The organism is Rhodovulum imhoffii, assembly GCF_003046545.1.
Lineage (GTDB): Bacteria > Pseudomonadota > Alphaproteobacteria > Rhodobacterales > Rhodobacteraceae > Rhodovulum > Rhodovulum imhoffii.
Genome location: NZ_QAAA01000004.1, coordinates 118,827 through 145,589, shown reverse-complemented (window position 1 = coordinate 145,589; position 26,763 = coordinate 118,827). Strand labels below are relative to the sequence as shown.

Sequence of the window (26,763 nt, the reverse complement as noted above, 5' to 3'; positions counted from 1 at the left end):
GACAGGATGGACCCGGCCCGGGCTCAGGCGCTTTGCGCCACTCTCGACCTGCCCGCGCCGGGGCCGGACCTGCCGCCCTTCTTTCACCATATCTATTTCTGGGAGGCCCACCCCCCCGAAGCCCTGGGGCGGGACGGCCACCCGGCCGTAGGCGGCACGATCCCCGACATGGGATTGCCGCGCCGGATGTGGGCGGGCGGGCGGCTGGAATTTCCCGCCCCCCTGCACAGCGCCATCCCGGCCGAAAAGACCACCACGATCGAAAACACGGCCCACAAGCACGGGCGCAGCGGCCCGCTGGGCTTTGTTACCCTGCGTCACGAAATCCGCCAGAACGGAACGCTTTGCGTGCGGGAATTCCAGGATCTCGTCTACCGCACGGACCCGGCGCCGGACACCCCGCGTCCGGTCCCGCCCCCGGCCCCGGACGGGGCAGAGGAGACGCGCCCGGTACAGTTCAGCCCGACCTTGCTGTTTCGCTACTCGGCGCTGACCTTCAACGGCCATCGCATCCATTACGACCGGGATTATGCCCGCGATGTGGAAGGATATGACGGGCTCGTCGTCCACGGGCCGCTTCTGGCGCAAATGTTGATGCTGATGGCGGCCGAGGCCGGGCCGCTGACACGGTTCTCCTTCCGCGCCAGCGCGCCCCTGATGGACCATGAACCCGCCACGCTCTGCCGTGCGGGACCCCGTTATTGGGTGTGCGGGCCGAACGGTCGGCTGTGCATGAGCGCAGAGGCCGGCTAAGCCGCCAGCCCCCTGGCCCCCATATCGAGGAACTTCTTGCGCCGGTCGGCCGTCAGCGCGGCGCGATCCATGCCGTTCATTTCCTCCAGCATGGCCTTGATGTTGCGACCGACCGACCGGACCGTGTCCTCACGTCCGCGCTGTGCCCCGCCCAAGGGTTCGGCGATAACGCGGTCGATGACGCCCAGCTTCAGCAAATCCTGCGCCGTCAGGCGCAGGGCTTCGGCCGCCTCGCGCATCTTTTCGGCATCCTTCCACAGGATCGAAGCACAGCCCTCCGGCGAAATGACCGAGTAGATCGAGTGCTCCAGCATCGCCAGCCGGTTCGCCGTGGCAAAGGCCACCGCACCACCGGACCCCCCCTCCCCGATGATGACGCCGACCAGCGGCACTCCGAGTTGCAGGCATTTCTCCGTCGAACGGGCGATGGCTTCGGACTGGCCGCGCTCCTCCGCTCCCTTGCCGGGATAGGCGCCGGGGGTGTCCACCAGCGTGACAACCGGCATGTTGAAACGGTCCGCCATATCCATCAGGCGTACTGCCTTGCGGTACCCCTCCGGGCGGGCCATGCCGAAATTATGCTCCAGCCGGGTTTTGGTATCGGCGCCCTTTTCATGACCGATGACCACCACCGGGCGGTCGTCGAAACGGGCGATGCCGCCCATCACGGCATGGTCGTCGCCAAAGGTCCGATCCCCCGCCAGCGGGGTATATTCGGTGAACAGCGCCTCGATGTAATCCTTGCAATGGGGCCGGTCGGGGTGGCGGGCAACCTGGCATTTGCGCCATGGAGAAAGGTTCTTGTAAAGATCGCGCAGCAGGTCGGCCGCCTTCTTGTCCAGCGCGGCGGCCTCCTGTTCGACGTCCATTTCCTCGTTGGCGCGGGCCAGCGCACGCAATTCCTCGGCCTTGCCTTCGATCTCTGCCAGCGGCTTTTCGAATTCGAGATAGTTCATCACCGGGGCTCCTTGCTGCTGGCGGGATATATGCCGCCCAGGCGTGGATTTTGCAACGGCGGCCGGCACCGCCGCCGCGCTCAGCCCATCTGGTAGCCGGGGGTGGACTGCGAAATCGCCTGCTCCTCCGCATTCATCTCCGCCCCCACGGCCTCAAAAAGCGGCGTGGAAAGGTAACGTTCCCCGGTATCGGGCAGCATCGCGAGAATCACCGAGCCCGGTGCAGCGGTTTCAGCCGTTTTCAGCGCCGCGGCAAAGGTCGCGCCCCCGGAAATGCCGGTCAGTATCCCTTCCTTCGCGGCCAGATCCTGCGCGCCTTGCACCGCATCCGGCCCGGCGATGGAAAGAAGAGCGTCGTGGAATCCCTTGTCGAGCGTCTCCTGCAAAACCAGCGGAATGAAATCGGGCGTCCAGCCCTGCACCGGATGGGGGGTGAAGGCGGGGTGGCTGTGGGCGGCCTCGCCACTTTCGGTGCGCCCCTGTGCCACACCGCTGCCCACCAGAGGCGCGGCTTCGGGCTCGGCCAGAATGATCTTGGTTTCCGGGCGGCCCTTGCGCAACACGCGGGCAACCCCGGTGACCGTACCGCCGGTCCCATAGCCGGTGACGACATAATCCAGCCGCTGGCCTTCGAAATCGGCAAGGATCTCACGCGCGGTGGTGGCCTCATGGATGTCGGCATTGGCACCGGTTTCAAACTGGGCGGCCAGGAACCAGCCGTTCTTTTCCGCCAGTTCCTGCGCCTTGCGATACATGCCCGTAGCCTTGTCGGCCCTGGGCGTCAGCACCACCTTGGCGCCCAGCATCCGCATCAGCCTGCGCCGCTCTACAGAGAACGTCTCTGCCATGGTGATGACCAGCGGATACCCCTTTTGCGCACAGACCAGCGCCAGCCCGATACCGGTATTCCCGCTGGTGGATTCGACCACCGTCTGGCCCGGCTTGAGGCGGCCGTCGCGCTCGGCGGCCTCGATGATGTTGACGGCGAGCCGGTCCTTGACCGAGGCACCGGGGTTGAAGAACTCGGCCTTCACGTAAATCGTGACATGCTCCGGACCAAGATTGTTGACGCGGATCACCGGGGTGTTCCCGATCGTGTCAAGAACACTGTCATAGAGCCGGCCCCGGCCCTGAGTCGTACGGATGGCGGTATCGGCCATGGAGATCTCCTTCGCTGATGCGGCACGGGCCGCTTTGCCCCGAATGTAACCCTCCGCGCCGAACGACGCACGGGGGGCGGAGAATTAAGAACGATGTCATCGGTGCGGGCACGCGTCCGAACGGCGGTTCCGCAAACCCCGTGGCACAAAGAAAAACGGGGCCGCATGGCCCCGCCGTCCCGAATGAAAATCCGGTTACCGCCCGGCAATCATCTCCGCCTGTTTCACGATCACCTCAGCCTGCTTGATCGAGGCGATATCCACCAGACGGCCCTTGTAGACGGTCGCACCGGCGCCTTCGGCCTTGGCCTTTGCCATCGCGGCAAGGATTTCCCGGGCTTCGGTCACGGCGTCTTCGGAGGGGGTGAAAACCTCATTCGCCAGCGCCACCTGACTGGGGTGAATGGCCCATTTTCCAACCATTCCCAGTGTGGCCGAACGGCGCGCCTGGGCGCGGAAGCCCTCCTCGTCGCTGAAATCTCCAAACGGACCATCGACCGGCAGCACGCCGTGGGTCCGGCAGGCGGCGACAATCGCGGCCTGCGCCCAATGCCACGGGTCAGACCAGTATTTCTGTCCCTCGCGGTGCATGTAGTAGTTTTCCTGCGTACCGCCGATGCCGGTCGTCTGCATCCCCATCGAGGCTGCGAAATCGGCGGCGCCCAGGCTCATCGCTTGCAGGCGCGGCGAGGCGGCGGCAATCTCCTCTACATGGGCGATTCCGGCGGCCGTCTCGATGATGACCTCGAAGCTGATCCGCTTGCGGCGGCCTTTGGCAACCTCGACAGAACTGACCAGTGCATCCACCGCGTAGAGATCCGCCGCGCACCCCGCCTTGGGGATCATGATCTGGTCCAGCCGGTCCGAAGCGTTTTCCAGCAGGTCCACGACATCGCGGTACCAATAGGGCGAATCGAGCCCGTTGATCCGCACGCTGAGCGTCTTGCCCCCCCAGTCTACGTCGCCGATGGCCTGAATGACGTTCTTGCGGGCCTCGGCCTTGTCGTCGGGGGCGACGCTGTCCTCCAGATCCAGGTTGACGACATCCGCCGCGCTGGCGGCCATCTTGTCAAAAAGCGCCGGTCGCGATCCGGGGCCGAACAACTGGCAACGGTTCGGGCGGGCGGCAGGGGTGGGCTGAATGCGGAAGCTCATGGCGCGGACCTCTTGGCAACGATGTTTCAAGTGTAGGCGGATTTCAGGTAGATTATTGCCGGTCTCACTTCAAGCTGCGATTTGCAGTCGCAGCACGCTTCGCGGCGGCGCGGCATCAGGGACAAGTCAAGGCGCGAGAGACGCCATATCCGCAGAAAACTTGTGCAAAAAGATTATTTTTTCGAAATTTCGTGCAAAAAATCATATTTTACGCCGCAGTTTGAGAATTCATTCCCGGCGGGAATGCTAGGGTCTCGAAGCCTCAAACCACGGATCAAACCACGGAACGACCGCGATGATCAAAACACCTTATCTGCTGTTTCTGGGCGACGCCCCCGACTCTCTGGCCGCAAAGGTCGCGCAGGGCATCCGGGACTGGCGCCCCGACAACGCGATCGGCCAGTTCCGCATGGAAGGCTGCAAAGCCGATATGGGCCTGCCCGACATGACCCTGGCAGAGGCGAAAGCCGCCGGCGCGCAGACGCTGGTGATCGGCGTGGCCAATCGCGGCGGGGTTATCAGCCCGCTCTGGAAAAAGGTGCTGGTCGCCGCGCTGGAGGAGGGCTTCGACCTGGCTTCCGGCCTTCACAACCTTCTGCGCGACGAGCCCGAACTGGTCGCCGTGGCCGAGGCCTGCGGCCGGGCCCTGCACGACGTGCGCATCCCCGAGGTCAAGTACCCCATCGCCAACGGCGAAAAGCGCAGCGGCAAGCGTTGCCTTGCCGTGGGCACAGACTGCTCGGTCGGCAAGATGTACACCGCGCTGGCAATGGACAAGGTCATGAAGGCGCGCGGGCTGAAATCCAGTTTCTGCGCCACCGGGCAGACCGGGATTCTGATTACGGGCAAGGGTATCCCGCTTGATGCGGTGGTGGCCGATTTCATGGCCGGGGCGGTCGAATGGCTGACCCCCGACAACGACCCGGACCACTGGGACATGATCGAGGGGCAGGGCAGCCTGTTTCATGTCTCCTATTCCGGTGTGACGATGGCCCTGATCCATGGCGGCCAGCCCGACGCGCTGATCCTGAGCCACGAGCCCACGCGGACGCACATGCGTGGCCTGCCCGGCCATGCCCTGCCCACGCTGGAACAGTTGCGCGACACCGCGCTGCCACTGGCACGCGTGGCCAACCCGGCCTGTGAGGTGGTCGGCATCTCGGTCAACACCGCCGCCCTGCCCGAGGACGCGGCACTTGCCTGTCTCGCCGAGATCGAGGCGCGCATGGGCCTGCCCGCGGTGGACCCGTTCCGACAGGGCGCGGAACGTCTGGTGGATGCCCTGGCGGCGCTGTAAGGTCCGGACATGGAACTGAAAGTGACCTGCGACACCTTCCCCATGGCCGGGGTGTTCACCATCGCGCGCGGCTCCCGCACGGAGGCGCGCGTTCTGACTGTGCGGGCCCGCGCGGGAAATGCCACCGGACGGGGGGAATGCGTCCCCTATGCCCGCTACGGAGAGACCCCGGACAGCGTGAGCGCGCAGATCAACGCTCTGCCCGCCGCGCTGACCCGCGAGACCCTGCAAGAGGCCCTGCCCCCCGGCGCGGCCCGCAACGCGGTGGATTGCGCCCTCTGGGATCTGGAGGCAAAGCAAACCGGCACCCGCGTCTGGCAACTGGCCGGCCTGCCACCGCCGCGGCCGGAGATCACCGCCTTCACCCTGTCTCTGGACACACCGGAAAAGATGCGGGCGGCGGCCGCGAAACATGCCCGCCGCCCGCTTCTGAAGATCAAGCTGGGCACCCCCGACGACATGCCCCGGCTGGAGGCGGTGCGCGCCGGGGCGCCCGGGGCGCGTCTCATCGTGGATGCGAATGAGGGGTGGACGGCGGAGGTCTATTCCGAGCTTGCGCCCCATCTTGTGCGGCTGGGGGTGGAAATGGTCGAACAGCCCCTGCCCGCCGCGCAGGATGGCATGCTGGCCGAGATTGCCCGCCCGCTGCCGGTCTGCGCCGATGAATCCTGCCACGACCGCGCCACCCTGCCGGGGCTGAAGGGCAAATACGACCTCATCAACATCAAGCTGGACAAGACCGGGGGCCTGACAGAGGCACTCGCCCTGAAGGCCGAGGCCCACGCGCAGGGTTATGGCATCATGGTCGGGTGCATGGTTGGGTCCAGCCTGGCAATGGCCCCGGCGACCCTGGTGGCCCAGGGCGCGGCGGTGACGGACCTTGACGGACCGCTGCTTCTGGCCGAAGACCGACCCAACCCCCTGACGTTCGACGCGGACGGCGTCCATCCGCCCACGCCCGCGCTGTGGGGCTGAGGCGCAACAAAAGGAACTGACATGAGCCGGACAGTTTACGTGAACGGGAACTACCTGCCCGAAGAAGAGGCCACCGTTTCCATCTTTGACCGCGGCTTCCTGTTTGCCGACGGCGTGTATGAGGTCACCTCAATTCTGGACGGCAAGCTGGTCGACTTCGCCGGGCATGCCGCCCGGCTGGAGCGGTCCCTGACGGAACTGGACATGCAAAGCCCCGTGTCCATGGAAGCGTTGCTGGATATCCATCGCGAACTGGTCGCCCGCAACGGCATCGAACAGGGGATGGTATATATGCAGATCACCCGCGGTTCCGACGGCGACCGGGACTTCGTGTTCCCCGACCCCGAAACCACCAAACCCTCCCTGGTGCTGTTCACCCAGGCCAAGGAGCTGGTGGACACCGAAGCCGCGCAAAAGGGCAACCGGATCATCTCGGTCGAAGATATCCGCTGGGGCCGGCGCGATATCAAAACGGTGCAGTTGCTTTACCCCTCGATGGCCAAGATGATGGCCAGGAAGGCCGGCGCCGATGACGCATGGCTGGTGCAGGACGGCTTTGTCACAGAGGGCACCAGCAACAACGCCTATATCGTGAAGGACGGCAAGATCATCACCCGCAACCTGTCCAGCGATATCCTGCACGGGATCACCCGCACCGCGGTTCTGAAATTCGCGCGCGAAGCCCAGATGAAGATCGAGGAACGCCCCTTCACCATCGACGAGGCCAAGGCCGCGGACGAAGCCTTCACCACCTCGGCCTCGGCCTTCGTGATGCCGGTGGTCTCGGTGGATGGGGCCACGCTGGGCGATGGGGCCCCCGGCCCGGTGGCCCGCCGCCTGCGTGAAATCTATATCGCCGAAATGCGCAAGGCGGCCATCTGACCCCCGCAAGGGGTTACAGGTTTGCCTCCACCCGGAACGTATCGGGAATCTCATCATGGCCGTCCAGCACGAGGTCGGCCATGATCCGCGCCACTTCCGGCGCAAGACCGATGCCGATCTTGAACCCGCCATTGGCGACGAAATGACCGGCCCGGCCCGGCCACGGGCCCAGCATCGGCGCGATGGAACTGGCGCGCGGGCGGATCCCGGCCCAGCGCTCGATCACCGGGGCCCGCGCCAGCGCCGGGCAAACCGCACGGGCACGGGCAATCACGTCATCCAGCCTTTCGTCGGTTGCGAAAGGGTCGGTGAAGTCCCGTTCGGAAGTTGAGCCGACGGCAACCGTGCCATCCGCATGGGGGACAATCAGAACGCCGTCGGCATGGATTTGCGGCACCGGCCCGGCATCGTGCCCCAGGATCGCCGCCTGCCCCTTCACACCGTTTCCCACCTGCGCCCCCAGCTCCGCCGACAGCATTGCCAGCCCCGGATACCCCGTGGCCCAGATCACCCGCCCCTGTTGCGGGCCTTCGGCACCACAGCAGACTTCGCCACCTTCGGCGACAATCGCGCGGGCCAGCGCGGTGCAGGCTGCACGCGGGGCGATGCGCGCGCTCAGCGTGTCGAACACCAGCATCCCGGTGGGGGAGCGCGGCACGAAAACCCCGCCATCGACCGCGGGCACCACGGACCAGCGCGCCTTGCCCTGCCACAGATCTTCCGCCTGCGCGGCACGGGCCTGCGCGCGTTCAAGGGCCGCCTCTGTCCCGATCGGCTGATAGCGGCCAAGCCGGGCATAGCCGGTCCCCTGCCCCGAGGCGGCCTCCACCCCGGCCCAGAAGGCGTGCGCCGCGATCAGGCTGTCGAACTGGAACGCTTTTTTGGCGTTCCACTGCTCCGGAACATGGGGGGACAGCGCGCCCACCGGCGTGCCGCTGGCGCCCGCGCCGGGATGGGACCACTCCACCACCCGCACCCGGGCCCCGCGCCGTACACAGACCCAGGCCGTCGCCAGCCCGAACACCCCCGCCCCCATCACCGTGATATCGACCGTTGCCATTGGCCGCGCCCTCTTTCATCTTTCCCGCGACGGTCTAGGACATCCAATGCACGATCACCAGAGTCCCATCCTGTGGCAGGACAACGGCGTGCCGGTTTCGGCGCGCTTCGACGACCCTTATTTCTCGCTGACCGACGGGCTGGCGGAAACCCGGCATGTGTTTCTGGCCGGCAATGGTCTGCCGGGGCGGTTTCGCGCCGGTTTTCATATTGCGGAACTGGGCTTCGGCACCGGGCTGAACCTTCTGGCGGCGCTGATCGCGTGGCGGACGGCAGGGGCGCCGGGTCGCCTCCGCTTCACCAGTTTCGAGGCTTATCCCATGCCGCCCGAAGACATGGCCCGTGCCCTTGCCGCCTTCCCCGAGGCCAGCGCCGCCGCCGCGCCGCTTCTGTCCGCGTGGCGCGCGGGCGGGCGGCGGGTGGACACCGCCGACCTGAGCGCGGAGATCATCATCGGGGACGCGCGCAAAACCCTGCCACACTGGCAAGGAAGGGCGGATGCGTGGTTCCTGGACGGGTTCTCCCCCGCCAGAAACCCGGAACTCTGGGAGCCCGGCCTGATGGCCGAGGTCGCCCGCCATACCGCCCCCGGCGGGACTGCGGCCACATACACGGCGGCGGGAGCCGTGCGGCGCGGACTGGCCGGGGCAGGGTTTGAGGTCACCCGGCTGCCCGGTTTCGGCCGCAAACGTCACATGACCGCCGCACAGGCCCCGAAATGACCGCATCCCGCCTCGGGATCGCACTGATGGTCGCCACGACCTTCGTCTTCGCGATGCAGGACGGGATCTCACGTCACCTCGCGGCGGAATACAACGTGCTGATGGTGGTGATGATCCGCTACTGGTTCTTCGCGGCTTTCGTAATCGTCCTGGCCGGCCGCCGCGCAGGGGGCGTGCGGGCCGCGGCCGCAACATCCCAGCCTTTTGTGCAGATTTTTCGCGGGCTCCTGCTGGCCGGCGAGATCTGCGTGATGGTGAGTGGCTTCGTTGCGCTGGGACTGGTGGAAAGCCACGCGGTCTTCGCCTGCTATCCGCTTCTTGTCGCCGCGCTTTCGGGGCCCGTGCTGTGCGAAAAGGTCGGCTGGCGGCGCTGGACGGCCATCGGGGTGGGGTTTGCCGGGGTGCTGATCCTGCTCCAGCCTGGGGTGCGGGTGTTCGACCCCGCGGCGCTGATTCCGCTGGCGGCGGCGTTCATGTTCGCACTCTACGGGCTGTTGACCCGCTATGCCGCAAGGCGCGACACCGCACTGACCAGTTTTTTCTGGACCGGCACGACCGGCGCTGTGGTGATGACGGCGGCGGGGTTGTCTTTCTGGCAGCCCATGGCCACACCCGACTGGGGCTGGATGGCAGCGTTGTGCATCACCGGGGCGACCGGGCATTTCCTGCTGATCAAGGCATACGAGGTGGCGGAGGCCAGCGCCGTGCAACCCTTTGCCTACCTGCAACTTGTGTTCGCCTCCGCCCTGGGGATCACGGTCTTCGGGGAAACCCTGGCCCTCAACGTGGCGATGGGCGCGGGGCTGATCGTGGCGGCAGGACTGTTCACAGTGCTGCGCTCCCGGCCTAACGCGCCTTGAGGTCCCGCGACAGGCGCATGGGCTGGGTCTTGCCACTCAGCCGGGCGCGATAGATGGCCATCGACTCGGTCACACGCATGACGTAATTGCGGGTTTCGCGGAATGGAATCATCTCGATCCAGTCGATGACATCCACGCCCGCCTCGCGCGGATCGCCCCGGCCTTCGATCCAGGCAGTCACGCGCGATGGCCCGGCATTGTAGCCGATCGTCGTAAGCACCGGGTTTGTCCCGAAGGTTTCGCGAAGGTAGGCCAGATATGCCCCCCCGAGGCGCGCGTTATAAGCGGCATCGCGCGTCAGTGCCGCGGGGCGATATACGGTTCCAAGCCGCAAGGCCATGTCACGTGCCGTTGCGGGCATCAGTTGCATCAGCCCGCGCGCGCCCGCCGGGCTGGTTACCGCCGGATCGAACTCGCTCTCCCGCCTCGCGATGGACAGCACAAGCTCCTTCGGCACGCCCTCGGGCGCGGCGATGTCGGGCAGGGGAAAATAGGCCTGCGGCAGCACCACACCCTGACCGGCCGCCACCTTCGCCACCCGCAGGGCGATATGTTCGTCAGGCAGCGATAACGCCAGCGCGGCCAGCCCGGCCTGGTCGGTGGCGCGGAGGTTTTCCGCGATATGGGTAAAAAAAACCTCCGCAAGGTTGCGCTCCCCCGCCGCGTGAAGCGCCAGCGCGGTCTTCACAACCGGCCGCGCCTTGAGATCGGGCACCCCTGGCAGCGGCCCGGTCGCCGCCAGCGCCGGGTCCATCGGCAGGCCGGCGCGCTCGGCGGCGAGCTGGCCGTAAAAGCTCGTCTGGTGGGCGGCGCCCTGGGCATACGCGGCACGCGCCTCTTCGGGGCGGCCCAAAGCCTCCAGCGCCCGCCCCTGCCAATATCCCGCCCGGCCAAGACTTATCGGCGTTTCCACTGCCGCGGCAAAATTCCCGAAATGGCCCAGAGCGGTCTGGGGTTCCTCGAGCAGACGCAGGGCAATGAACCCGGCAAGCCATTCGAGATCCGCGTAGTCGGAGCCCTCCACCAGGCCATGACGGGCGGCAAGGGCATAGGCGCGCTCCGGACGGCCTTCGCGGGCCTCCACCCGGGCGAAGATTCGCCGCCAGTTCCCCCAGCTTTGCGCCCGTCCCAACCCATCGATCCGATCGCTTTGCATGGCGAGTATCGCGATGGCCTCGTCATTGCGGCCCTTCCGGGCGCGCCACTGGAAACGTTCGAATGCCAGCCCCGGATCGCGTTCCAGTTCAGGGGGCACGGCCCCGATCAGGACATCGACACCGGGGGCCATGTCGCGCAGGGCAAGGCGGGCACGGGCCAGCGACCGCCACCCCTCCGGCACCAGCGGCAGCATGTTGAGGGCCGAGGCCCTCTTCCCCTGCCAGAGCATCGCATCCAGCCGGGCAATGTGATGGGAGGCAAGCAGATCGGAGAAAAGTCGCAGGAAATCCGCCTGCGTATCCGGCCCCATCGGCAAGGTGCGCCACGCCAGAACCGCTTCGGCCTGCGCGTCGCCCTCAAGCCCCTGCGCACCCTGGGCCTGCGCAAGGCGCAGCGCGCCCGCACCCGTCAGCGGCCGGGCATTCGCAAAGAATTCCAGAACCCTGGCGGCGGGCAGGTCCGGCGGCATCTTCTGTTCCGCATCGGCGCGGATGCGGTCCAGCCCGGGCCAATCGGCATGACGGGCCAGAAAATCCCGGCAGGCGGCAAAATCGCCCTCACCCGCACGCAGGGCCCGCCATTCGACGAGGGCTTCCGCTTCGGGGCCGGTTTGCCCGGCAAGTGTGCGGGCCTCGGCCCATTTGTCCGCCCGGACAGCGGCCATCACCTGCGCCAGGTCGGCGGTGGCAGGCCCCGCGAGAAGGGCAAGCATCATGGGGAAACAGGCAACAATTCGCGCGAACATGGAAGAAACTCTCATAACCGGGTCCAGACCGGCAATACACAAACTTGGCAACATCGGCAGGCCGCTATAGGTTCCTCGCGCGTGGTCGGCGCGAGTCGCCCTGAACAAGAACCATATGAAAGGAGCGTGTCATGATCAGAGGGTCCATTCCAGCCCTGGTGACGCCGTTCAAACACGGCGCCCTGGATCTCGACACGCTCAAGGCGCTGATCGAGTGGCACCTCGGGGAAGGCACCCACGGCTTCGTCCCCGTGGGCACCACCGGTGAAAGCCCGACCCTGACCCATGCCGAGCACGAGACCGTGGTCGAGGAGGTCGTGAAAGCCGTCGGCGGCCGCGCCCCGGTGATCGCCGGGACGGGGTCCAACAACACCGCCGAGGTGATTCGCCTCACCCAGCAGGCGGAGAAATCCGGCGCCGACGCGGCACTGGTGGTGACCCCTTATTACAACAAGCCCACTCAGGCCGGGCTGATTGCGCACTTCACCGCCGTGCACGACTGCTGCAAGCTGCCGGTCATCATCTACAATATCCCCGGTCGTTCGGTCGTGGACATGACGCCCGAAACGATGGGCGAACTGGCGAAACTGCCGCGCATCATCGGTGTGAAGGACGCCACCGGCGATCTGTCCCGCGTTCCCAGGCAGCGGATTTCCTGCGGGACGGATTTCCTGCAACTGTCCGGCGAAGACGCCACCGCGCTGGGGTTCAACGCCCATGGCGGGCGGGGGTGCATCTCGGTCACGGCCAACGTGGCACCGCGCCTGTGCGCCCGGTTTCAGGAAGCCACGCTGGCGGGGGACTATTCCGGTGCGCTTGCGATTCAGGACAAGCTGATGCCGCTGCATATCGCCATCTTTCTCGAACCCGGCGTGGCGGGGGCAAAATACGCGCTGTCGCGGCTGGGCAAATGCACGGAAGACGTCCGCAGCCCGCTTGTCCCCGTGACCGAGGCGACAAAGGCCCGCATCGACGCGGCAATGGAACATGCGGGGCTTTTGTAATGCCCAAGCCCCTGCGCCCCGGAGAGCTGAGGCTGGAAACCGCCCCGCCGGAGGGGCCGGCCCTGCGGTTCATCGGGCGCATCCGCTCCCCTTGGGGGCCGGGGGATTGCCCGCGCAACATCTCCCGCGCCCGTGAGACGGGGCGGCCCGCGCGGGTGGAACTGGACCCGGCCTACACCCCCGCCCTTCTGGGACTTGCGCCCGGGCGGGCGGTGATCCTGCTATACTGGATGGATGACGCCCGCCGAGACCTGCTGCAACAGGCCCCGGCCCATCTGGACGGGCCGCGGGGCACCTTCGCGATCCGCTCCCCCAACCGTCCGAACACGATCAGTCAGTCCACCGTTATGCTGACGGGCGTGGATGGCGAAACCGGCGTTCTGGAGATCGACGCGATCGACTGCTACGATGGGACGCCGCTGCTGGACATCAAGCCGTGGATGCCGCGCATCGACACCCCGCCCCAAGCCCCTGGCGCGCAAGCGCATAAACCCCGGCGCTGAGTTCCAGTACGGTCATCTCCTCCAGGCTGACCCAGCGGGCCTCAAGCGCATCGTCGCCCGCGACCGGCGCCCCCGCGACCCATTCACACCGCAGGGCGACCAGAACGAAATGGTATCCCCCGTCCCCCTGAAGTGCGTCCAGCGCGGTCAGCACCCCGCCCGCGCGGGCGGTCACGCCGGTTTCCTCGGCCAGTTCGCGCAGGGCGGCGGCGGCCAGGGTCTCGCCATGTTCGATCTTGCCGCCGGGAAAGCCCCAAAGTCCGGCATCGGGCGGATTCGCCCGGCGGACCAGCAGCACCCGGCCTTCGCGGGCCACAACCGCCAGAACGGCGGGTACGGGATGGGTCGTCATGTCCTGTCCTTTTTCCTGGAAGAGGCCACCTTTCCTCGGACGGCACAATCCCCTATATCCGCCCATCATGGCCAAAGCGAACTCAGACCCGAACTACAAGGTAATCGCCGAGAACCGGCGCGCACGCTACGACTACGCCATCGAGGACGACCTGGAATGCGGGATCGTACTCGAGGGGTCGGAGGTCAAGGCGTTGCGCAAGGCACAGGCGAATATCGCCGAAAGCTACGCCAGCGTCGAAGACGGGGGCCTGTGGCTCATCAACGGCTACATCGCCCCCTACGAACAGGCCAGAACCTTCGGCCACGATGAACGCCGCCGACGCAAACTGCTGGTGTCGCGCAAGGAACTCGCCCGCCTTTGGTCCGACACCCGGCGCAAGGGCTACACGCTGGTCCCCCTGGTGCTGTATTTCAACCACCGCGGCATCGCCAAACTGAAGATCGGCATCGCCAAAGGCAAGAAGACGCAGGACAAGCGCGCCACCCAGGCCAAGCGCGACTGGCAACGCCAGAAACAGCGCCTTCTGAAGGAGAACGGTTAGCCTGCCGCCTTGTCAGCGCCACGGACGCGAATTACACGGAAATGAACATGCGCATCGCCGGGGAGGTACTCGATGGTTAACGATGATCCCAAGACTCTCGTCTCCACCGACTGGCTGGCGGCGCATCTGAACGATCCCGATTTGCGGGTTCTGGATGCCTCCTGGTACATGCCCGACGCGCACCGCAACCCCCGCGCCGAATACGACAACGCCCACATTCCCGGCGCACGGTTTTTCGATATCGATGAAATTTCCGATCTGCGCTCCGACCTGCCGCACATGGCGCCACCGCCGGAAAAGTTCATCGCCCGGATGCGTGCGATGGGCATCGGCGACGGGCACCAGGTGGTGGTCTATGACGGGGCGGGCCTGTTTTCCGCAGCGCGCGTGTGGTGGACCTTTCGCCTGATGGGCAAGACCGACATCGCCGTGCTTGACGGCGGGTTTCCGAAATGGCTGGCCGAGGGCCGCGAGACCGAAGACCTGCCCCCAACGGTCCGCGACCGCCACATGACCGTACAACGCCAGGCCGGGCTGGTGAAAGACGTCACACAGGTGGCAGCGGCCTCGAAACTGGGCGATCATGAGATTCTCGACGCCCGCAGCCCCGGCCGCTTTGCGGGGACCGAAGCCGAACCCCGCCCGGGCCTTCGCGGCGGGCATGTGCCCGGATCGCGGAACATTCCCTTCCCGGCGGTTCTCACCGAAGACGGGACGATGAAAGCCCCCGACGCCCTGCGCGCGGTGTTCGGGGGGGCGGGCGTGGACCTGTCGAAACCCGCCATCACCACTTGCGGCACCGGCGTGACCGCGGCGATCCTGTCGCTGGCGCTGGAACGGATCGGCCACCGCAAGCATGCACTCTACGATGGCTCCTGGACGGAATGGGGCATGTACGGGGATCTGCCCGTCGCGACGGGCGGCGCCTGATGTTTGCCGGGCTGAGCGCACAAAGCCCCGACAAGATCATCGGCCTGATGCAGGCTTTCCGCGCCGACCCGCGGACCGACAAGGTGGACCTTGGCGTTGGCGTCTACCGCGCGCCGGACGGCACCACACCGGTCATGCGCGCCGTGAAGCGGGCAGAGCAGCGCCTGTGGGAAGAAGAGGCCACCAAATCCTACACCGCGCTGGAAGGCGACGCGGGCTTTCATGCGGCGCTGTCCGGGCTGCTTCTGGGCCCCCCCCCGGAGGACCGGCTCGCCTACGCGGCCACGCCCGGCGGAACAGGCGCTGTACGCCAGGCGCTGGAACTTCTGGCACGCGCCAATGCCAGTCTGTGCGTCTGGCTGCCCGGCCCGACCTGGCCCAACCATCCCGCCATCATCGACCATCTCGGCCTGAAGCGGAGGGAGTACCGTTATTACGACCCGGCCACGCAGTGCGTCGATTTCGACGCGATGATGGCCGACCTCGCCCGAATCGGCCCTGATGACGTGGTGCTGCTGCATGGCTGCTGTCACAACCCTACCGGCGCGGACCTGACGCTGCCCCAGTGGCAGGAAATCACCGCACATCTGGGCCAGACCGGCGCGCTGCCACTGATTGACATCGCCTATCTCGGATTTGGCGACGGCCCCGAAGCCGACGCCCAGGGCCTGAGCCACATCGTGGCCACCCTGCCAGAGGCGCTGATCTGCATGAGTTGCTCAAAGAATTTCGGCCTCTACCGGGAACGGACGGGCCTGCTGATGGCGCTTTCGCCCAATCTGGCCACGCGCGACATCGTGCAAGGCAACCTGAGCAACCTGAACCGGCAGAACTTCGCCTTTCCGCCCGATCATGGAGCACGGCTGGTGACGATGGTGCTGAACGACCCTGCCCTGCGCCGGGACTGGCTGGCCGAACTGACAGAGATGCGCAACCGCATGCAGTCCCTGCGCGGGGCCCTGGCCGAGGTGCTGCGGGCAGAAAGCCGCTCTGACCGTTTCGGGTTTCTCACTGCACAGCGGGGGATGTTCTCACTGCTGGGGGCCAGTACGCCACAGGTTGCGGCCCTGCGCGAAACCCATGGCATCTACATGATCGGGGACAGCCGCATCAACATCGCCGGGTTGCCCGAAAACGACCTGCCCCGCCTGGCCCGCGCGTTTCTCGACGCTGGGCTTTGAAACGACAAACCCCCGTGGCCAGGCCGCGGGGGTCATCGTTGTGGGGCATGTGCCCCGGTTCGCATGTCAATCCGACAGCTTTTAAAGGAGCCCTTCGCGCTGGGCCTTCTTGCGCGCCAGCTTGCGGGCGCGGCGGATGGCCTCGGCCTTCTCGCGCGCTTTCTTCTCGGACGGTTTCTCGAAATGCTGCCGCAGCTTCATCTCCCGGAAAACGCCTTCCCGCTGAAGTTTCTTCTTCAGGGCACGCAGCGCCTGGTCGACGTTGTTATCGCGAACGCTTACCTGCATGTGGTTGTCACCACCTTTCTTGCTGGAGTTTCGGAAATTGCAGGAGGTGGCCGTATAGCAAAGCCTGCCTAAGTTGTCTATAGTCCTTCCCCGTCAAGAGGAGCACGCAATGACCGAACACGCCACCACCATGGATGAGATCAAGACCAACCTGCTGGATGCGGCGCTGATTCACGTGCCCTTCGATGGCTGGAGCGAAACGGCCTTCCGCACCGCGATTGCCGATTCGGGTGTGGATCCGGCGCTGGCGCGCGCGGCCTGCCCCCGCGGCGCGGTGGATCTTGCCGTGGCCTTTCACCGCCGCGGCGATGACGAGATGGCCCGCCGCCTGTCACAGATCGACCTGGCCGCGATGCGCATCCGCGACCGGGCGATCACCGCCATCCGCTTCCGGCTGGAAGCCATGGAAGACAAGGAACTGGTCCGCCGGGGAACCACCCTGTTCGCGCTGCCGCAACATGCGGGCGACGGGGCCAGGGCCGTGTGGGGCACCGCCGACCGTATCTGGACCGCCCTCGGGGATGGCTCCACCGACATCAACTGGTACACGAAGCGGGCGACGCTCTGCGCCGTTTACAGCGCCACGGTATTGTACTGGCTGGGCGATGAAACCCCCGGCCATGCCGCGACATGGGAATTCCTGGACCGTCGCATCGGCAACGTGATGCAGTTCGAAAAATTCAAGGCACAGGTCAGAGGCAACAGGCTTCTCAAGCCTTTCCTCGTCTGTCCCAACTGGATGGCGGGTCAGGTGAAGGCACCTCATGCCCGCCGCCCGATGCCCGGTCAGATAACCCCCCAGACTGCGGAGTAACGATGTCCCGGACAGAAATGCGTGCCGTCGAGTTTTCCCGGCCCGGCGGCCCCGAAGTCTTGCGCCCCACCACACGCCCCGTTCCGCAACCCGGCCCGGGGGAAATCCTGATCCGGCTGGACTGGGCCGGGGTCAACCGGCCCGATGCCCTTCAGCGCGCCGGGCTTTACAAGGCACCGCCGCAAGCCTCGGATCTGCCGGGGCTGGAGGGCGCGGGAGAGGTCGTTGGGCTGGGGGCCGGGGTGTCCGGCTGGACAACCGGAGAGCGCGTCTGCGCCCTTCTGCCCGGTGGCGGGTATGCCGAGTATGTCATCACCCCCGCCGCCCATGCCCTGCCCATCCCCGCCGGCCTGACCGCGAAAGAAGCCGCCTGCCTGCCGGAGACCTTCTTCACCGTCTGGTCCAACGTGGTCCGGCGGGGCGGCCTGACCGCAGGGGAACGGTTTCTTGTTCACGGCGGGTCCTCGGGCATCGGAACGACGGCGATCCAGCTTGCCCGCGCGTTTGGCGCACGGGTATTCGCAACCGCCGGTTCCGGCGAAAAATGCACCGCCTGCGAAAATCTGGGGGCGGAGCGCGCCATCAACTACCGGGAGGAAGACTTCGTGGAGGTCCTGCGCGCGGAAGGGGGCGCGGACCTGATCCTCGACATGGTCGGCGGGGACTACATCCCCCGCAACGTCAAGGCGCTGGCCGATGACGGCCGGCTGGTGAACATCGCCTTCCTGCAAGGTCCGAAGGCGACGCTGAACTTCGCACAGGTGATGCTGCGCCGCCTGACACTGACCGGCAGCACCCTGCGTCCGCAATCGGACGCGGCGAAGGCCGCCATCGCGAAGGACCTGCGCACACATGTCTGGCCCCTGCTGGAAACCGGACGCATCGCCCCGGTGATGGATTCCGAATTTCCGCTGGAGCGGGCCGCAGACGCCCATGCCCACATGGAGAGCAACACCCATATCGGCAAGATCGTTCTGAAGGTGTAGCGGCGGCCACGGGCCGCCCTCTTTCCCCTCCGCCGGCTTTGGGCTAAGCACGACCCCAACCGCTTTTCCAAGACAGGCGCCGATCCGATGAAATTCACCCTCTCCTGGCTGAAAGACCACCTCGACACGCAGGCCCCCCTTGACGACATCCTCGACGCCCTGACCGACCTGGGGCTGGAGGTCGAAGGCGTGGAAAACCCCGCGCAGGCCCTGGGCGCCTTCACCATCGGCAAGGTGCTGAAGGCCGAAAAGCACCCCGATGCCGACCGCTTGCGCGTGTGTCGGGTGGCCACCGCCGCGGGAGAGGCCCAGATCATCTGCGGCGCCCCCAACGCGCGCGAAGGCATCACCGTGGTCGTCGCTCAGCCCGGCACCTACGTCCCCGGCATCGATACCACCATTCAGGTCGGCAAGATCCGGGGCATCGAAAGCCACGGCATGATGTGTTCGGAGCGGGAGATGATGCTCTCCGAGGAGCATGACGGCATTATCGAACTGCCCTCCGGAAAGGTCGGGCAGCGATTCGTGGACTGGCTGGCCGAAAACGACCCCGCCAGGGTGGACCCGGTGATCGAAATCGCCATCACCCCCAACCGTCCCGACGCGCTGGGGGTGCACGGTATCGCCCGGGACCTGGCCGCGCGGGGTCTGGGCACGCTCAAACCCGTGCAGGTCACGCCCGTGGCGGGCACGTTCCCCTCTTCCATCGGCGTAACCATCGCGCCCGAGACACAGCAAAAGGACTGCCCCGTTTTCTTCGGGCGCGTCGTCCGCGGTGTGAAGAACGGCCCCTCTCCGCAGTGGTTGCAGGACCGGCTGCGCGCCATCGGGCTGCGCCCGATTTCGGCGCTGGTGGACATCACCAATTACTTCACCGTCGACATGAACCGCCCGCTTCATGTCTTCGACGCCGACAAGGTGCGGGGCGACCTGCGCGTCCACCCGGCCGCAGGCGGGGAGATGCTGACCGCGCTCGACGACAAGGACTATACCCTGCATCCCGGAATGGTCGTCATTTCCGACGATACGGGCGTCGAAAGCCTTGGCGGCGTGATGGGGGGGGCGAAAACCGGCTGCACCGACGACACCGTCAACGTCTTCCTCGAAGCGGCCTGTTTCGACCCGGTCCGCACCGCGATGACGGGCCGCGCGCTGAAGATCAACTCCGACGCGCGCTACCGTTTCGAACGCGGGATCGACCCGGCCTGGACGGGGGACGGGTTCGAGGCCGCAACGCGGATGATTCTGGACCTGTGCGGCGGTGAGGCGTCCAAGCCGGTCGTGGCCGGGGCGATCCCCGACACCGCGCGCGCCTACCGGCTGGATACCGACCGGGTCACCCGCCTGGTCGGCATGGAAATCCCCGCCGAAGATCAGCGCGCCACGCTGACCGCGCTGGGCTTCCGGCTGGAAGGGGACATGGCCCATGTGCCCAGCTGGCGCCCGGACATCCTGGGCGAGGCCGACCTTGTCGAGGAGGTCACCCGCGTGGCCTCGCTGACAAAGCTTCAGGCAAAGCCGATGCCGCGCGCAACCACCCGCGTGCCCACCGGCATTCTGACACCGCTGCAACGCCGGACCGCCACTGCCCGGCGCACCTTTGCGGCGCTGGGATATAACGAATGCGTCACCTATTCGTTCATCGACGCGGCCAGCGCGACGCTTTTTGACGGCGGGTCCGATGCGACGCGGCTGGAAAACCCCATCTCCAGCGAAATGAGCCACCTGCGCCCCGACCTGTTGCCAGGTCTGGTACAAGCCGCTGCACGCAACCAGGCGCGCGGATTTATGGACCTTGCGTTGTTCGAGGTCGGGCCTGCCTTTGAGGGTGCCGAACCGGGCGAACAGCACGTCCAGGCCGCCGGGCTTCTGGTGGGGGCCTCCGCGCTGCGCGACCCGCACGGATCGCGCCGTCCGGTAGACCTGTTCGATGCCAAGGCGGATGCGGAGGCGCTGTTATCCGCCATCGGCGCGCCGGCCAAGGCGCAGATCTTGCGGGATGCCCCGGCCTGGTGGCATCCGGGACGGTCCGGACGTATCTGCCTCGGGCCTCAGAAGGTCATGGCCGTATTCGGGGAACTGCACCCAAAGGTGCTGCAACAGATGGATGTGAAAGGCCCCGCCGTGGCCTTCACGATCTATCTTGAGGAGCCGCCCCTGCCGCGGCGCAAATCCGCCACCCGCCCCGCGCTGAATGCCAGCGACCTTCAGGCAGTAGAACGCGATTTCGCCTTTGTTCTGGACGCGAATGTCGCGGCACTCGACGTTGTCAACGCCGCCGCCGGAGCCGACAAGACCCTGATCGACGAGGTGCGCGTCTTTGACGAATTCATCGGCGGCAGCCTTGGCGAAGGCCGTAAATCCCTGGCCATCACCGTACGCCTGCAACCGACGGGAAAGACCCTGACGGAAGCGGAGATCGAAACCGTGGCACAAAAGATCGTCGCCAAGGTGGCCAGGGCCACCGGTGGAACATTGAGGGGCTGATGCTGACCGACCGTACCGGGGCGGGACGGGAACTGGCCGAAAAGCTGGCCAAAGAGCCTGTGGATGCGCCGGTGATTCTGGCTTTGGCTCGGGGCGGCGTGCCCGTGGCGCTGCCGATCGCGCGGGCACTGAACGCACCGCTGGACCTGGCCTTCGTGCGCAAGCTGCCGATGCCGGGCCAACCGGAGCTGGCTGCGGGCGCAGTGGTCGAGAGCGGCGCGCGCGAGGTTGTATTCAACACCGGCCTGCTGGCCGAAGCCGGGCTGGAGCAGGCGTATTTCACCAGGGCAGTTGCGGCTGCGGGCGCTGAAATCGCCCGTCAACGGGCCGCCATCCTGGGGGACCGCGTGCCGCTGCACCTGTCGGGTCGCACGGTAATCGTGGTCGACGACGGTATCGCCACAGGGGCAAGCATCCGCGCCGTGCTTCAGGCGGTTCGGCGGCGCGGGCCGGTAGAGGTCTGGCTGGCCGTGCCTGTCGCCCCGCAGGAAATGCTGTGGCAGTTGCGCGGCTGGGTCGACCGGCTGGTCTTTCTGGAGGCCCCCCGCACCTTCCACGCCATCAGCCAGCACTACGCCTGTTTTGCCCAGATAAGCGACCGGGAGGTCCGTACGCTTATGGTGCCGGGGGGTTAATCCTTCGGCGGCTGGAGCAACCCGCGCCGGACCGCCGGGCGGGCAAGGAACCGCTCCAGATACCCCGGCAGGTTGGCAAAGCCGTGCCACCCGACCAGGTCGGCCGCATCGTAGGGGCCCAGAAGGGTCCGCAGCCACGGCGCAATGGCGATATCGGCGATGGAATAATCCCCGCAAATCCATTCCCGTCCTTCAAGCCGGGCCTCGAGCACCCTGAGCAGCCGGGTCGATTCCGCCACGTAGCGGATGCGCGCGGTCGGGTCGGGTACATCCTTGCCACCAAATGCCACAAAAAAACCCATCTGCCCGAACATCGGGCCGACGCCCCCGATCTGGAACATCAGCCATTGCAGCACCTCGGAACGGGCGCGGGGGGCGGTCGGCAGAAAATGGCCGGTCTTCTCGGCAAGGTAAATCAGGATCGCACCGCTTTCGAACAGCGGCAGCGGCGCACCGTCCGGTCCGTTCGGGTCGATCAGCGCGGGAATCTTGTTATTTGGGTTGAGTGACAAGAACTCCGGCGTGAACTGGTCGTCCGCCCCGATATCGACGGTGTGCGCCTCATAGGGCAGGCCGGTTTCTTCCAGCATGATCGAGGCTTTCACCCCGTTCGGCGTGGGGTAGGAATATAGCTGGATCGCCCGCGTATCGCGCGGGGGCCAGCGACGGGTAATCGGAAACATGTCAAGTGCGGTCATGGCGTTCCTTTCCTGTGCAGGGTGTTTTTGCGCCCCGGCCTGAGAAAATGCAACCGCCCCGGAAAAGACCGTGTTAAACTGATCGCCAATCGCGCGAAGGAGACATGTGAATAATGTTCAAGGAATTCAGGGCGTTCATTGCCAAGGGCAATGCCATGGACATGGCTGTCGGCATCATTATCGGGGCTGCATTCACGGCCATCGTGACTTCGGTTGTCGATGACCTGATCAACCCGATCATCGGGCTGCTTACGGGCGGGGTGGATTTTTCCAACCAGTTCATCGTGCTCAGCGGTGCGGGGAATTACCCCTCCCTTGCGGCGGCGCGGGACGCGGGCGCGGCGGTCTTCGCCTACGGGGCGTTCCTGAACGCGGTGATCAACTTCCTGATCGTCGCTTTCGTCGTGTTCCTGCTGGTGCGCTATGTCAACAAGATCAAGGATATGGCCTCGAAAGGCGGCGCGGCCGAAGACACCCCCGCCGGCCCGACTCAGGAAGACCTGCTGACCGAAATCCGCGATCTTTTGAAGCGCGCATAGGATCTATATCTTGAGTGCGAGCGCAGGGGACAGCACGTCTTTCTCCTGCGCCTTGCCCACCGCAGCATAGGTCAGCTTCCCTGCGTGAGTGTTGAGCCCCGCCAGCAGATGCGGATCCTCTGCACAGGCCTGCCGCCAGCCCTTGTCCGCCAGCGCCAGAAGGAATGGCATCGTGGCATTGCCCAGCGCCACGGTTGCGCTGCGCGCGACCGCACCGGGCATGTTCGCCACACAGTAATGCAAAATGCCGTCGACCTCGAACACCGGAGCCTCGTGGGTGGTGGGGCGTGACGTTTCAAAACACCCGCCCTGGTCGATGGCGACATCGACCAGAACCGCACCGGACTTCATGCGGGTCAGATCCTCCCGGCGCACCAGCTTGGGGGCCGCCGCGCCGGGAATCAGAACCGCCCCCACGACCATGTCCGCAACCGCCAGCATCTCTTCGAGGGCGCCGCGCGAAGAATAAAGTGTACGAATCCGCCCGCCGAATGTCTCATCGAGGTAGCGCAGCCGGCGCAGGGACAGATCCAGCACCGAAACCTCGGCCCCCATGCCCACGGCAATGCGCGCCGCCTGGGTGCCCACCACCCCGCCACCGACCACCAGGACTTTCGCGGGGGGAACTCCGGGCACCCCTCCCAACAGCACCCCGCGCCCGCCATTGGCCTTTTGCAGCGCCCAAGCCCCCATCTGCGGGGCCAGCCGCCCGGCGACCTCTGACATCGGGGCCAGCAACGGCAACCCGCCATGGGCGCCGGTCACGGTCTCATAGGCGATCGCGGTGACCCCACTGTCCAGAAGGTCCTGCGTCTGGGCCGGGTCCGGGGCAAGATGCAAGTATGTGAACAGAACCTGCCCCTCGCGCAGACGGGCGCGTTCCACGGCCAGCGGTTCCTTGACTTTCACGATCATCTCGGCGCGGGCAAAGACCTGCTCTGCGGTTTCGGCAATCGCAGCGCCTGCGGCGATGTAATCGGCATCGAGAAACCCCGCGCCTTCCCCCGCACCGGCCTCGATCAACAGCTCGTGGCCATGGACGATGGCCTCCCGCACCGCGTAGGGTGTCATGCCGACACGAAATTCTTGCGGCTTGATCTCTTTCGGGCATCCAATACGCATGGTTTTTTCCCAAATCCGATGCATTTACAATAACAGCTTGCCGGTTTTCAGCGCGAAGTTTTTTTGAAATCGTTATTTTCAGCTTTGACATCCCAAAAGATCTTCGCACCATTCCCTGAAATTTTCGAAGGATTGTGCAACTTCATGGATCTGGACGCGACGGACCGCCGTCTTCTGAAAGTCTTGCAAAGACAAGGGCGGATTTCCAACGCCGACTTGTCAGAGCGTGTGAACCTCTCCCCTTCGGCCTGTCACCGGCGTGTACAGAGGCTGGAGAAGGCAGGGTTTATCCGCGATTACGTTGCGCTGCTGGACCCACGCAAGCTGGGCCGCCCGACAACCGTGTTCGTGGAGATCACCCTGCGTGGACAGGCCGACGAAACGCTTGAATCCTTCGAAAAGGCCGTCGCCCGGATCCCCGACGTGCTGGAATGCCACCTGATGGCCGGCAGCGCCGATTACCTGCTGAAAATCGTCGCCGAAGACAGCGAAGATTTCGCCCGCATTCACCGGCAATACCTGACCCGGTTGCCGGGCGTGGCGCAGATGCAATCCTCCTTTGCGCTGCGCACGGTGTTCAAGACCACGGCACTGCCGGTCTAGGGCGCGACAGCGCGCACCCTTGCGCCGCCGCGCAAGGCGGCCCAAACCCACCCCGAAAGGACCGCAGATGACAGTTTCGGAACAGGACAGGCGGCAGGCGATCATCCGCGCCTGCCTGGACATGAACCGGCTTGGGCTGAACCAGGGCAGTTCGGGTAATATCAGCCTTCGCCACGCAGAGGGACTGCTGATCACGCCCAGCTCCATCCCCTACGAAGCGCTGGTCCCCGAAGACATCGTGTTCCTTGGCATGGACGGCACGCCCCACGGGTCGCGCAAGCCCTCCAGCGAGTGGCGCTTTCACCGGGATATCCTGCGCGCCCGCCCGGAGCTGAACGCGGTGGTCCACGCGCATGCCCCCTATTGCACGACGCTGGCCATCCAACACCGGCACATCCCGGCGGTGCATTACATGGTCGCCGCCGCGGGGGGCGATAGCATTCGCTGCGCACCTTATGCCACTTTCGGAACACAGGCCCTTTCCGACGCGGTTCTTGAGGCGCTGAAAGGGCGCAAGGCCTGCCTGATGGCCCACCACGGAATGCTCGCCACGGAAGCCAGCCTCGAAAAGGCGATGTGGCTGGCGGTGGAGGTCGAGGCGCTTGCCCGCCAGTATCACGGCGCGCTGCTTTTGGGGACCCCGCCGGTTCTGACCCGCGCCCAGATGGCCGAGGCCGTCGCGCAGTTTTCCGCCGGCTATGGGCAGGCGCAGTAACCGGCCCCCACCCCGTGGGAACACCCTTTCGCGGGTTCGGGCGATACGGCCCAGACCCCGTACCGCGCCGGACAGTGCGGGCCCGATCGCGCGGGCGCGCCGCCGGGGACGCGGCCAGTCGGGACTATATCGGGGCCGGGCTTGCCTGCGGGGGAGGGGATTTCATGGCCCGCCCGAGGAACGGCCAGTCATCTTTCTTCCGGAGTGACGATAAGCGCCCCGCCTTGCACGCACGGCAAAAACCCGGGCGCAAGCGCCCGGGTCAGGATCAGGGTCTGGCTTTTTCAGCCCTTGGCGAATTCCGGGTAGGCCTCAAGGCCCAGTTCCGCCACATCGATGCCATTGGCCTCCTCCTCGGGGCTGACACGCAGGCCGATCGTCGCCTTGAGAACCGTGAAGGCCACGAAACTGAGGACAAACACGAAGGCTCCGATCGAGACAAAGCCCAGGAGCTGTACGCCATAGGTCACATCCGGGTTTGACCAGGCCGCGACAAACGTGCCCCACAGCCCCGCAACCAGATGCACCGGGATGGCCCCGACAACATCGTCGATCTTCAGCTTGTCCAGCAGGGGCACCGTGAACACCACGATCACACCGCCGATGGCCCCGATCAGGGTCGCCTCGGTCAGGCTGGGATAGAGCGGCTCTGCCGTGATGGCGACCAGCCCGGCCAGCGCACCGTTAAGCACCATTGTCAGATCGACCTTGCCATATCGCAGCTGCGTGAGAACCAGCGCGGCCACCGCACCCGCGGCCGCGGCTGCGTTGGTGTTGGCAAAGATCCGGCTGACATCGGTTACATCGCTGACCGTTCCCATGGCAAGCTGGGACCCGCCATTGAACCCGAACCAGCCCAGCCACAGGCAGAAGGTGCCCAGCGTGGCCAGCGCAAGGTTGGAGCCCGGAAACGGCTGTACCGACCCGTTCTTGCCGTACTTGCCGATCCGCGGTCCCAGGACGATAGCGCCGGCCAGCGCCGCGAAGCCGCCCACCGCATGCACCAGCGTGGACCCCGCGAAATCGGAGAAGCCCATTTCAGACAACCAGCCGCCCCCCCAGACCCAACTGGCCTGGATCGGGTAGATCAGCCCGGTCAGCACGACCACAAAGGCGAGGAACGGCCAGAGCTTGATACGCTCTGCCAGTGTTCCGGAGACAACCGAGGCCGCCGTGGCGCAGAACATGATCTGGAAGAAGAAGTCCGACCCCGCCGAGGCGTACCCCAGGTCCGCCGCTTCTGGCGCAAGGCCCACAGGCTCCAGAGAGGTCACACCAAACGACCCCAAAAGCCCCTTGATCATCCAGCCGTCATCATCGGGGTACATGATTGCATACCCCATGAGATAATACATGATGACCGCGATGGAGAAGAGACTGATGTTCTTGGTCAGTTGCGTCGCCACGTTCTTGGACCGGACCAGCCCGGCCTCCAGCATGGCAAAACCCGCAGCCATCCAGAACACCAGAAAGCCGCCGACGAGAAACAAGAACGTTGTAAAGATATAAGCCGTCTGTTCGCCCGGCACGGCGGACGGCGCGGCCTCCTGCGCCAGCGCCAGCTGCGGGGCCAGCGCCAGCACGGCGAGGGGGAGGAATTTCATCGGTTTCATCTGTCTTGATCCTTTCCTGGGGTGCTG

At 65.9% G+C, this 26,763-nt stretch carries 28 protein-coding genes; 18 read left to right on the top strand and 10 right to left on the bottom strand.

Features of this window, described 5'->3' with window-relative positions; translation table 11 throughout:
• Positions 1–6 precede the first annotated feature (6 nt).
• Complete coding sequence (locus C8N32_RS05060) at positions 7–753, top strand: HTD2 family dehydratase (RefSeq protein ID WP_107891388.1); 747 nt, start codon at positions 7–9, stop codon at positions 751–753.
• Here C8N32_RS05060 and C8N32_RS05055 read toward each other — a convergent pair.
• From C8N32_RS05055 to C8N32_RS05045, 3 genes are all read right to left on the bottom strand, one after another.
• Entirely contained in the window at positions 750–1,709 is a 960-nt protein-coding gene (locus C8N32_RS05055) for an acetyl-CoA carboxylase carboxyltransferase subunit alpha (RefSeq protein ID WP_107891387.1), read from the bottom strand. The genes C8N32_RS05060 and C8N32_RS05055 overlap by 4 nt on opposite strands.
• 80 nt (positions 1,710–1,789) lie before the next feature.
• Positions 1,790–2,869 (bottom strand): PLP-dependent cysteine synthase family protein, encoded by a 1,080-nt coding sequence (locus C8N32_RS05050; RefSeq protein WP_107891386.1) that lies wholly within the window; start codon positions 2,867–2,869, stop codon positions 1,790–1,792.
• 195 nt (positions 2,870–3,064) lie between these two features.
• Entirely contained in the window at positions 3,065–4,024 is a 960-nt protein-coding gene (locus tag C8N32_RS05045; protein ID WP_107891385.1) for an L-malyl-CoA/beta-methylmalyl-CoA lyase, read from the bottom strand.
• 295 nt (positions 4,025–4,319) lie between these two features.
• Here C8N32_RS05045 and dgcN point away from each other — a divergent pair, with 295 nt between their 5' ends.
• The 3 genes from dgcN to C8N32_RS05030 are packed head-to-tail and all read left to right on the top strand — an operon-like array spanning position 4,320 to position 7,178.
• The gene (gene dgcN, locus C8N32_RS05040) at positions 4,320–5,321 is read left to right on the top strand and encodes an N-acetyltransferase DgcN (RefSeq protein ID WP_107891384.1); all 1,002 of its coding nucleotides are present in this window, start codon (positions 4,320–4,322) and stop codon (positions 5,319–5,321) included.
• A 9-nt stretch (positions 5,322–5,330) separates the two neighbouring features.
• A complete protein-coding gene (gene dgcA / locus C8N32_RS05035) occupies positions 5,331–6,296 on the top strand; it encodes an N-acetyl-D-Glu racemase DgcA (RefSeq protein ID WP_107891383.1) in 966 nt (321 codons plus the stop codon).
• Between the two features lie 21 nt (positions 6,297–6,317).
• Positions 6,318–7,178: a D-amino-acid transaminase gene (locus C8N32_RS05030; RefSeq protein ID WP_107891382.1), complete on the top strand. Its 861-nt coding sequence runs from the start codon at positions 6,318–6,320 to the stop codon at positions 7,176–7,178.
• A gap of 13 nt (positions 7,179–7,191) precedes the next feature.
• Here the strand turns inward: C8N32_RS05030 and C8N32_RS05025 are convergent, their stop codons facing one another.
• On the bottom strand, positions 7,192–8,238 hold the full coding sequence (locus tag C8N32_RS05025) for an NAD(P)/FAD-dependent oxidoreductase (protein WP_107891381.1): 1,047 nt from the start codon (positions 8,236–8,238) through the stop codon (positions 7,192–7,194).
• Positions 8,239–8,284: 46 nt separating this feature from the next.
• On the opposite strand from C8N32_RS05025, the gene mnmC2 reads away from it, so the two are divergent.
• Positions 8,285–8,959, top strand: coding sequence for a tRNA (5-methylaminomethyl-2-thiouridine)(34)-methyltransferase MnmC2 (mnmC2, locus tag C8N32_RS05020; RefSeq protein WP_107891380.1), 675 nt, complete (start codon positions 8,285–8,287; stop codon positions 8,957–8,959).
• Positions 8,956–9,819, top strand: coding sequence for a DMT family transporter (locus C8N32_RS05015; RefSeq protein ID WP_107891379.1), 864 nt, complete (start codon positions 8,956–8,958; stop codon positions 9,817–9,819). Before mnmC2 ends, C8N32_RS05015 begins: the two co-directional genes overlap by 4 nt.
• Here the strand turns inward: C8N32_RS05015 and C8N32_RS05010 are convergent.
• Positions 9,806–11,722, bottom strand: a complete 1,917-nt coding sequence (locus C8N32_RS05010; protein WP_170106735.1) for a lytic transglycosylase domain-containing protein — start codon at positions 11,720–11,722, stop codon at positions 9,806–9,808. The two genes, C8N32_RS05015 and C8N32_RS05010, sit on opposite strands and share 14 nt — an antisense overlap.
• Before the next feature lie 131 nt (positions 11,723–11,853).
• On the opposite strand from C8N32_RS05010, the gene dapA reads away from it, so the two are divergent.
• Both dapA and C8N32_RS05000 read left to right on the top strand, forming a co-directional pair.
• Positions 11,854–12,726 carry a 4-hydroxy-tetrahydrodipicolinate synthase gene (dapA, locus tag C8N32_RS05005; RefSeq protein WP_107891377.1) on the top strand — a complete coding sequence of 291 codons (873 nt, stop codon included), beginning with the start codon at positions 11,854–11,856 and terminating at the stop codon, positions 12,724–12,726.
• Positions 12,726–13,229, top strand: a complete 504-nt coding sequence (locus tag C8N32_RS05000; protein ID WP_107891376.1) for an SAM-dependent methyltransferase — start codon at positions 12,726–12,728, stop codon at positions 13,227–13,229. Before dapA ends, C8N32_RS05000 begins: the two co-directional genes overlap by 1 nt.
• Here the strand turns inward: C8N32_RS05000 and C8N32_RS04995 are convergent.
• Entirely contained in the window at positions 13,156–13,581 is a 426-nt protein-coding gene (locus C8N32_RS04995; RefSeq protein ID WP_107891375.1) for an NUDIX hydrolase, read from the bottom strand. The two genes, C8N32_RS05000 and C8N32_RS04995, sit on opposite strands and share 74 nt — an antisense overlap.
• A 67-nt stretch (positions 13,582–13,648) precedes the next feature.
• On the opposite strand from C8N32_RS04995, the gene smpB reads away from it, so the two are divergent.
• The 3 genes from smpB (at position 13,649) to C8N32_RS04980 (ending at position 16,236) form a co-directional block, all read left to right on the top strand.
• Positions 13,649–14,125 (top strand): SsrA-binding protein SmpB, encoded by a 477-nt coding sequence (gene smpB / locus C8N32_RS04990; protein WP_107891374.1) that lies wholly within the window; start codon positions 13,649–13,651, stop codon positions 14,123–14,125.
• Positions 14,126–14,197: 72 nt separating this feature from the next.
• On the top strand, positions 14,198–15,055 hold the full coding sequence (gene sseA, locus C8N32_RS04985; protein WP_107891373.1) for a 3-mercaptopyruvate sulfurtransferase: 858 nt from the start codon (positions 14,198–14,200) through the stop codon (positions 15,053–15,055).
• Positions 15,010–16,236: an amino acid aminotransferase gene (locus tag C8N32_RS04980; RefSeq protein WP_338110838.1), complete on the top strand. Its 1,227-nt coding sequence runs from the start codon at positions 15,010–15,012 to the stop codon at positions 16,234–16,236. The genes sseA and C8N32_RS04980 overlap by 46 nt, the downstream gene beginning before the upstream one ends.
• Before the next feature lie 81 nt (positions 16,237–16,317).
• On the opposite strand, the gene rpsU is transcribed toward C8N32_RS04980, so the two are convergent.
• Complete coding sequence (gene rpsU / locus C8N32_RS04975; RefSeq protein ID WP_007818122.1) at positions 16,318–16,524, bottom strand: 30S ribosomal protein S21; 207 nt, start codon at positions 16,522–16,524, stop codon at positions 16,318–16,320.
• Between the two features lie 109 nt (positions 16,525–16,633).
• Between rpsU and C8N32_RS04970 the strand changes: the two genes are divergently transcribed.
• The 4 genes from C8N32_RS04970 to C8N32_RS04955 all read left to right on the top strand — a co-directional run bounded on the left by C8N32_RS04970 (position 16,634) and on the right by C8N32_RS04955 (position 21,446).
• Positions 16,634–17,338 carry a COQ9 family protein gene (locus tag C8N32_RS04970; RefSeq protein WP_107891372.1) on the top strand — a complete coding sequence of 235 codons (705 nt, stop codon included), beginning with the start codon at positions 16,634–16,636 and terminating at the stop codon, positions 17,336–17,338.
• A 2-nt stretch (positions 17,339–17,340) separates the two neighbouring features.
• On the top strand, positions 17,341–18,324 hold the full coding sequence (locus C8N32_RS04965) for an NAD(P)H-quinone oxidoreductase (protein WP_107891371.1): 984 nt from the start codon (positions 17,341–17,343) through the stop codon (positions 18,322–18,324).
• An 87-nt stretch (positions 18,325–18,411) separates the two neighbouring features.
• Positions 18,412–20,811, top strand: coding sequence for a phenylalanine--tRNA ligase subunit beta (gene pheT / locus C8N32_RS04960; protein WP_107891370.1), 2,400 nt, complete (start codon positions 18,412–18,414; stop codon positions 20,809–20,811).
• Entirely contained in the window at positions 20,811–21,446 is a 636-nt protein-coding gene (locus C8N32_RS04955; protein WP_107891369.1) for a phosphoribosyltransferase, read from the top strand. Before pheT ends, C8N32_RS04955 begins: the two co-directional genes overlap by 1 nt.
• Here the strand turns inward: C8N32_RS04955 and C8N32_RS04950 are convergent.
• The gene (locus C8N32_RS04950; protein WP_107891368.1) at positions 21,443–22,144 is read right to left on the bottom strand and encodes a glutathione S-transferase N-terminal domain-containing protein; all 702 of its coding nucleotides are present in this window, start codon (positions 22,142–22,144) and stop codon (positions 21,443–21,445) included. The two genes, C8N32_RS04955 and C8N32_RS04950, sit on opposite strands and share 4 nt — an antisense overlap.
• Before the next feature lie 113 nt (positions 22,145–22,257).
• Between C8N32_RS04950 and mscL the strand changes: the two genes are divergently transcribed.
• Positions 22,258–22,683, top strand: coding sequence for a large conductance mechanosensitive channel protein MscL (gene mscL, locus C8N32_RS04945; RefSeq protein ID WP_107891367.1), 426 nt, complete (start codon positions 22,258–22,260; stop codon positions 22,681–22,683).
• 3 nt (positions 22,684–22,686) lie between these two features.
• Here mscL and ald read toward each other — a convergent pair whose 3' ends face one another.
• Positions 22,687–23,805 carry an alanine dehydrogenase gene (gene ald / locus C8N32_RS04940; RefSeq protein ID WP_107891449.1) on the bottom strand — a complete coding sequence of 373 codons (1,119 nt, stop codon included), beginning with the start codon at positions 23,803–23,805 and terminating at the stop codon, positions 22,687–22,689.
• Between the two features lie 144 nt (positions 23,806–23,949).
• Between ald and C8N32_RS04935 the strand changes: the two genes are divergently transcribed.
• Both C8N32_RS04935 and C8N32_RS04930 read left to right on the top strand, forming a co-directional pair.
• Positions 23,950–24,408, top strand: coding sequence for an Lrp/AsnC family transcriptional regulator (locus C8N32_RS04935; RefSeq protein ID WP_107891366.1), 459 nt, complete (start codon positions 23,950–23,952; stop codon positions 24,406–24,408).
• A gap of 67 nt (positions 24,409–24,475) precedes the next feature.
• Positions 24,476–25,123, top strand: a complete 648-nt coding sequence (locus C8N32_RS04930; protein ID WP_107891365.1) for a class II aldolase/adducin family protein — start codon at positions 24,476–24,478, stop codon at positions 25,121–25,123.
• 284 nt (positions 25,124–25,407) lie between these two features.
• On the opposite strand, the gene C8N32_RS04925 is transcribed toward C8N32_RS04930, so the two are convergent.
• Positions 25,408–26,736, bottom strand: a complete 1,329-nt coding sequence (locus tag C8N32_RS04925; protein WP_107891364.1) for an ammonium transporter — start codon at positions 26,734–26,736, stop codon at positions 25,408–25,410.
• Positions 26,737–26,763 lie beyond the last annotated feature (27 nt).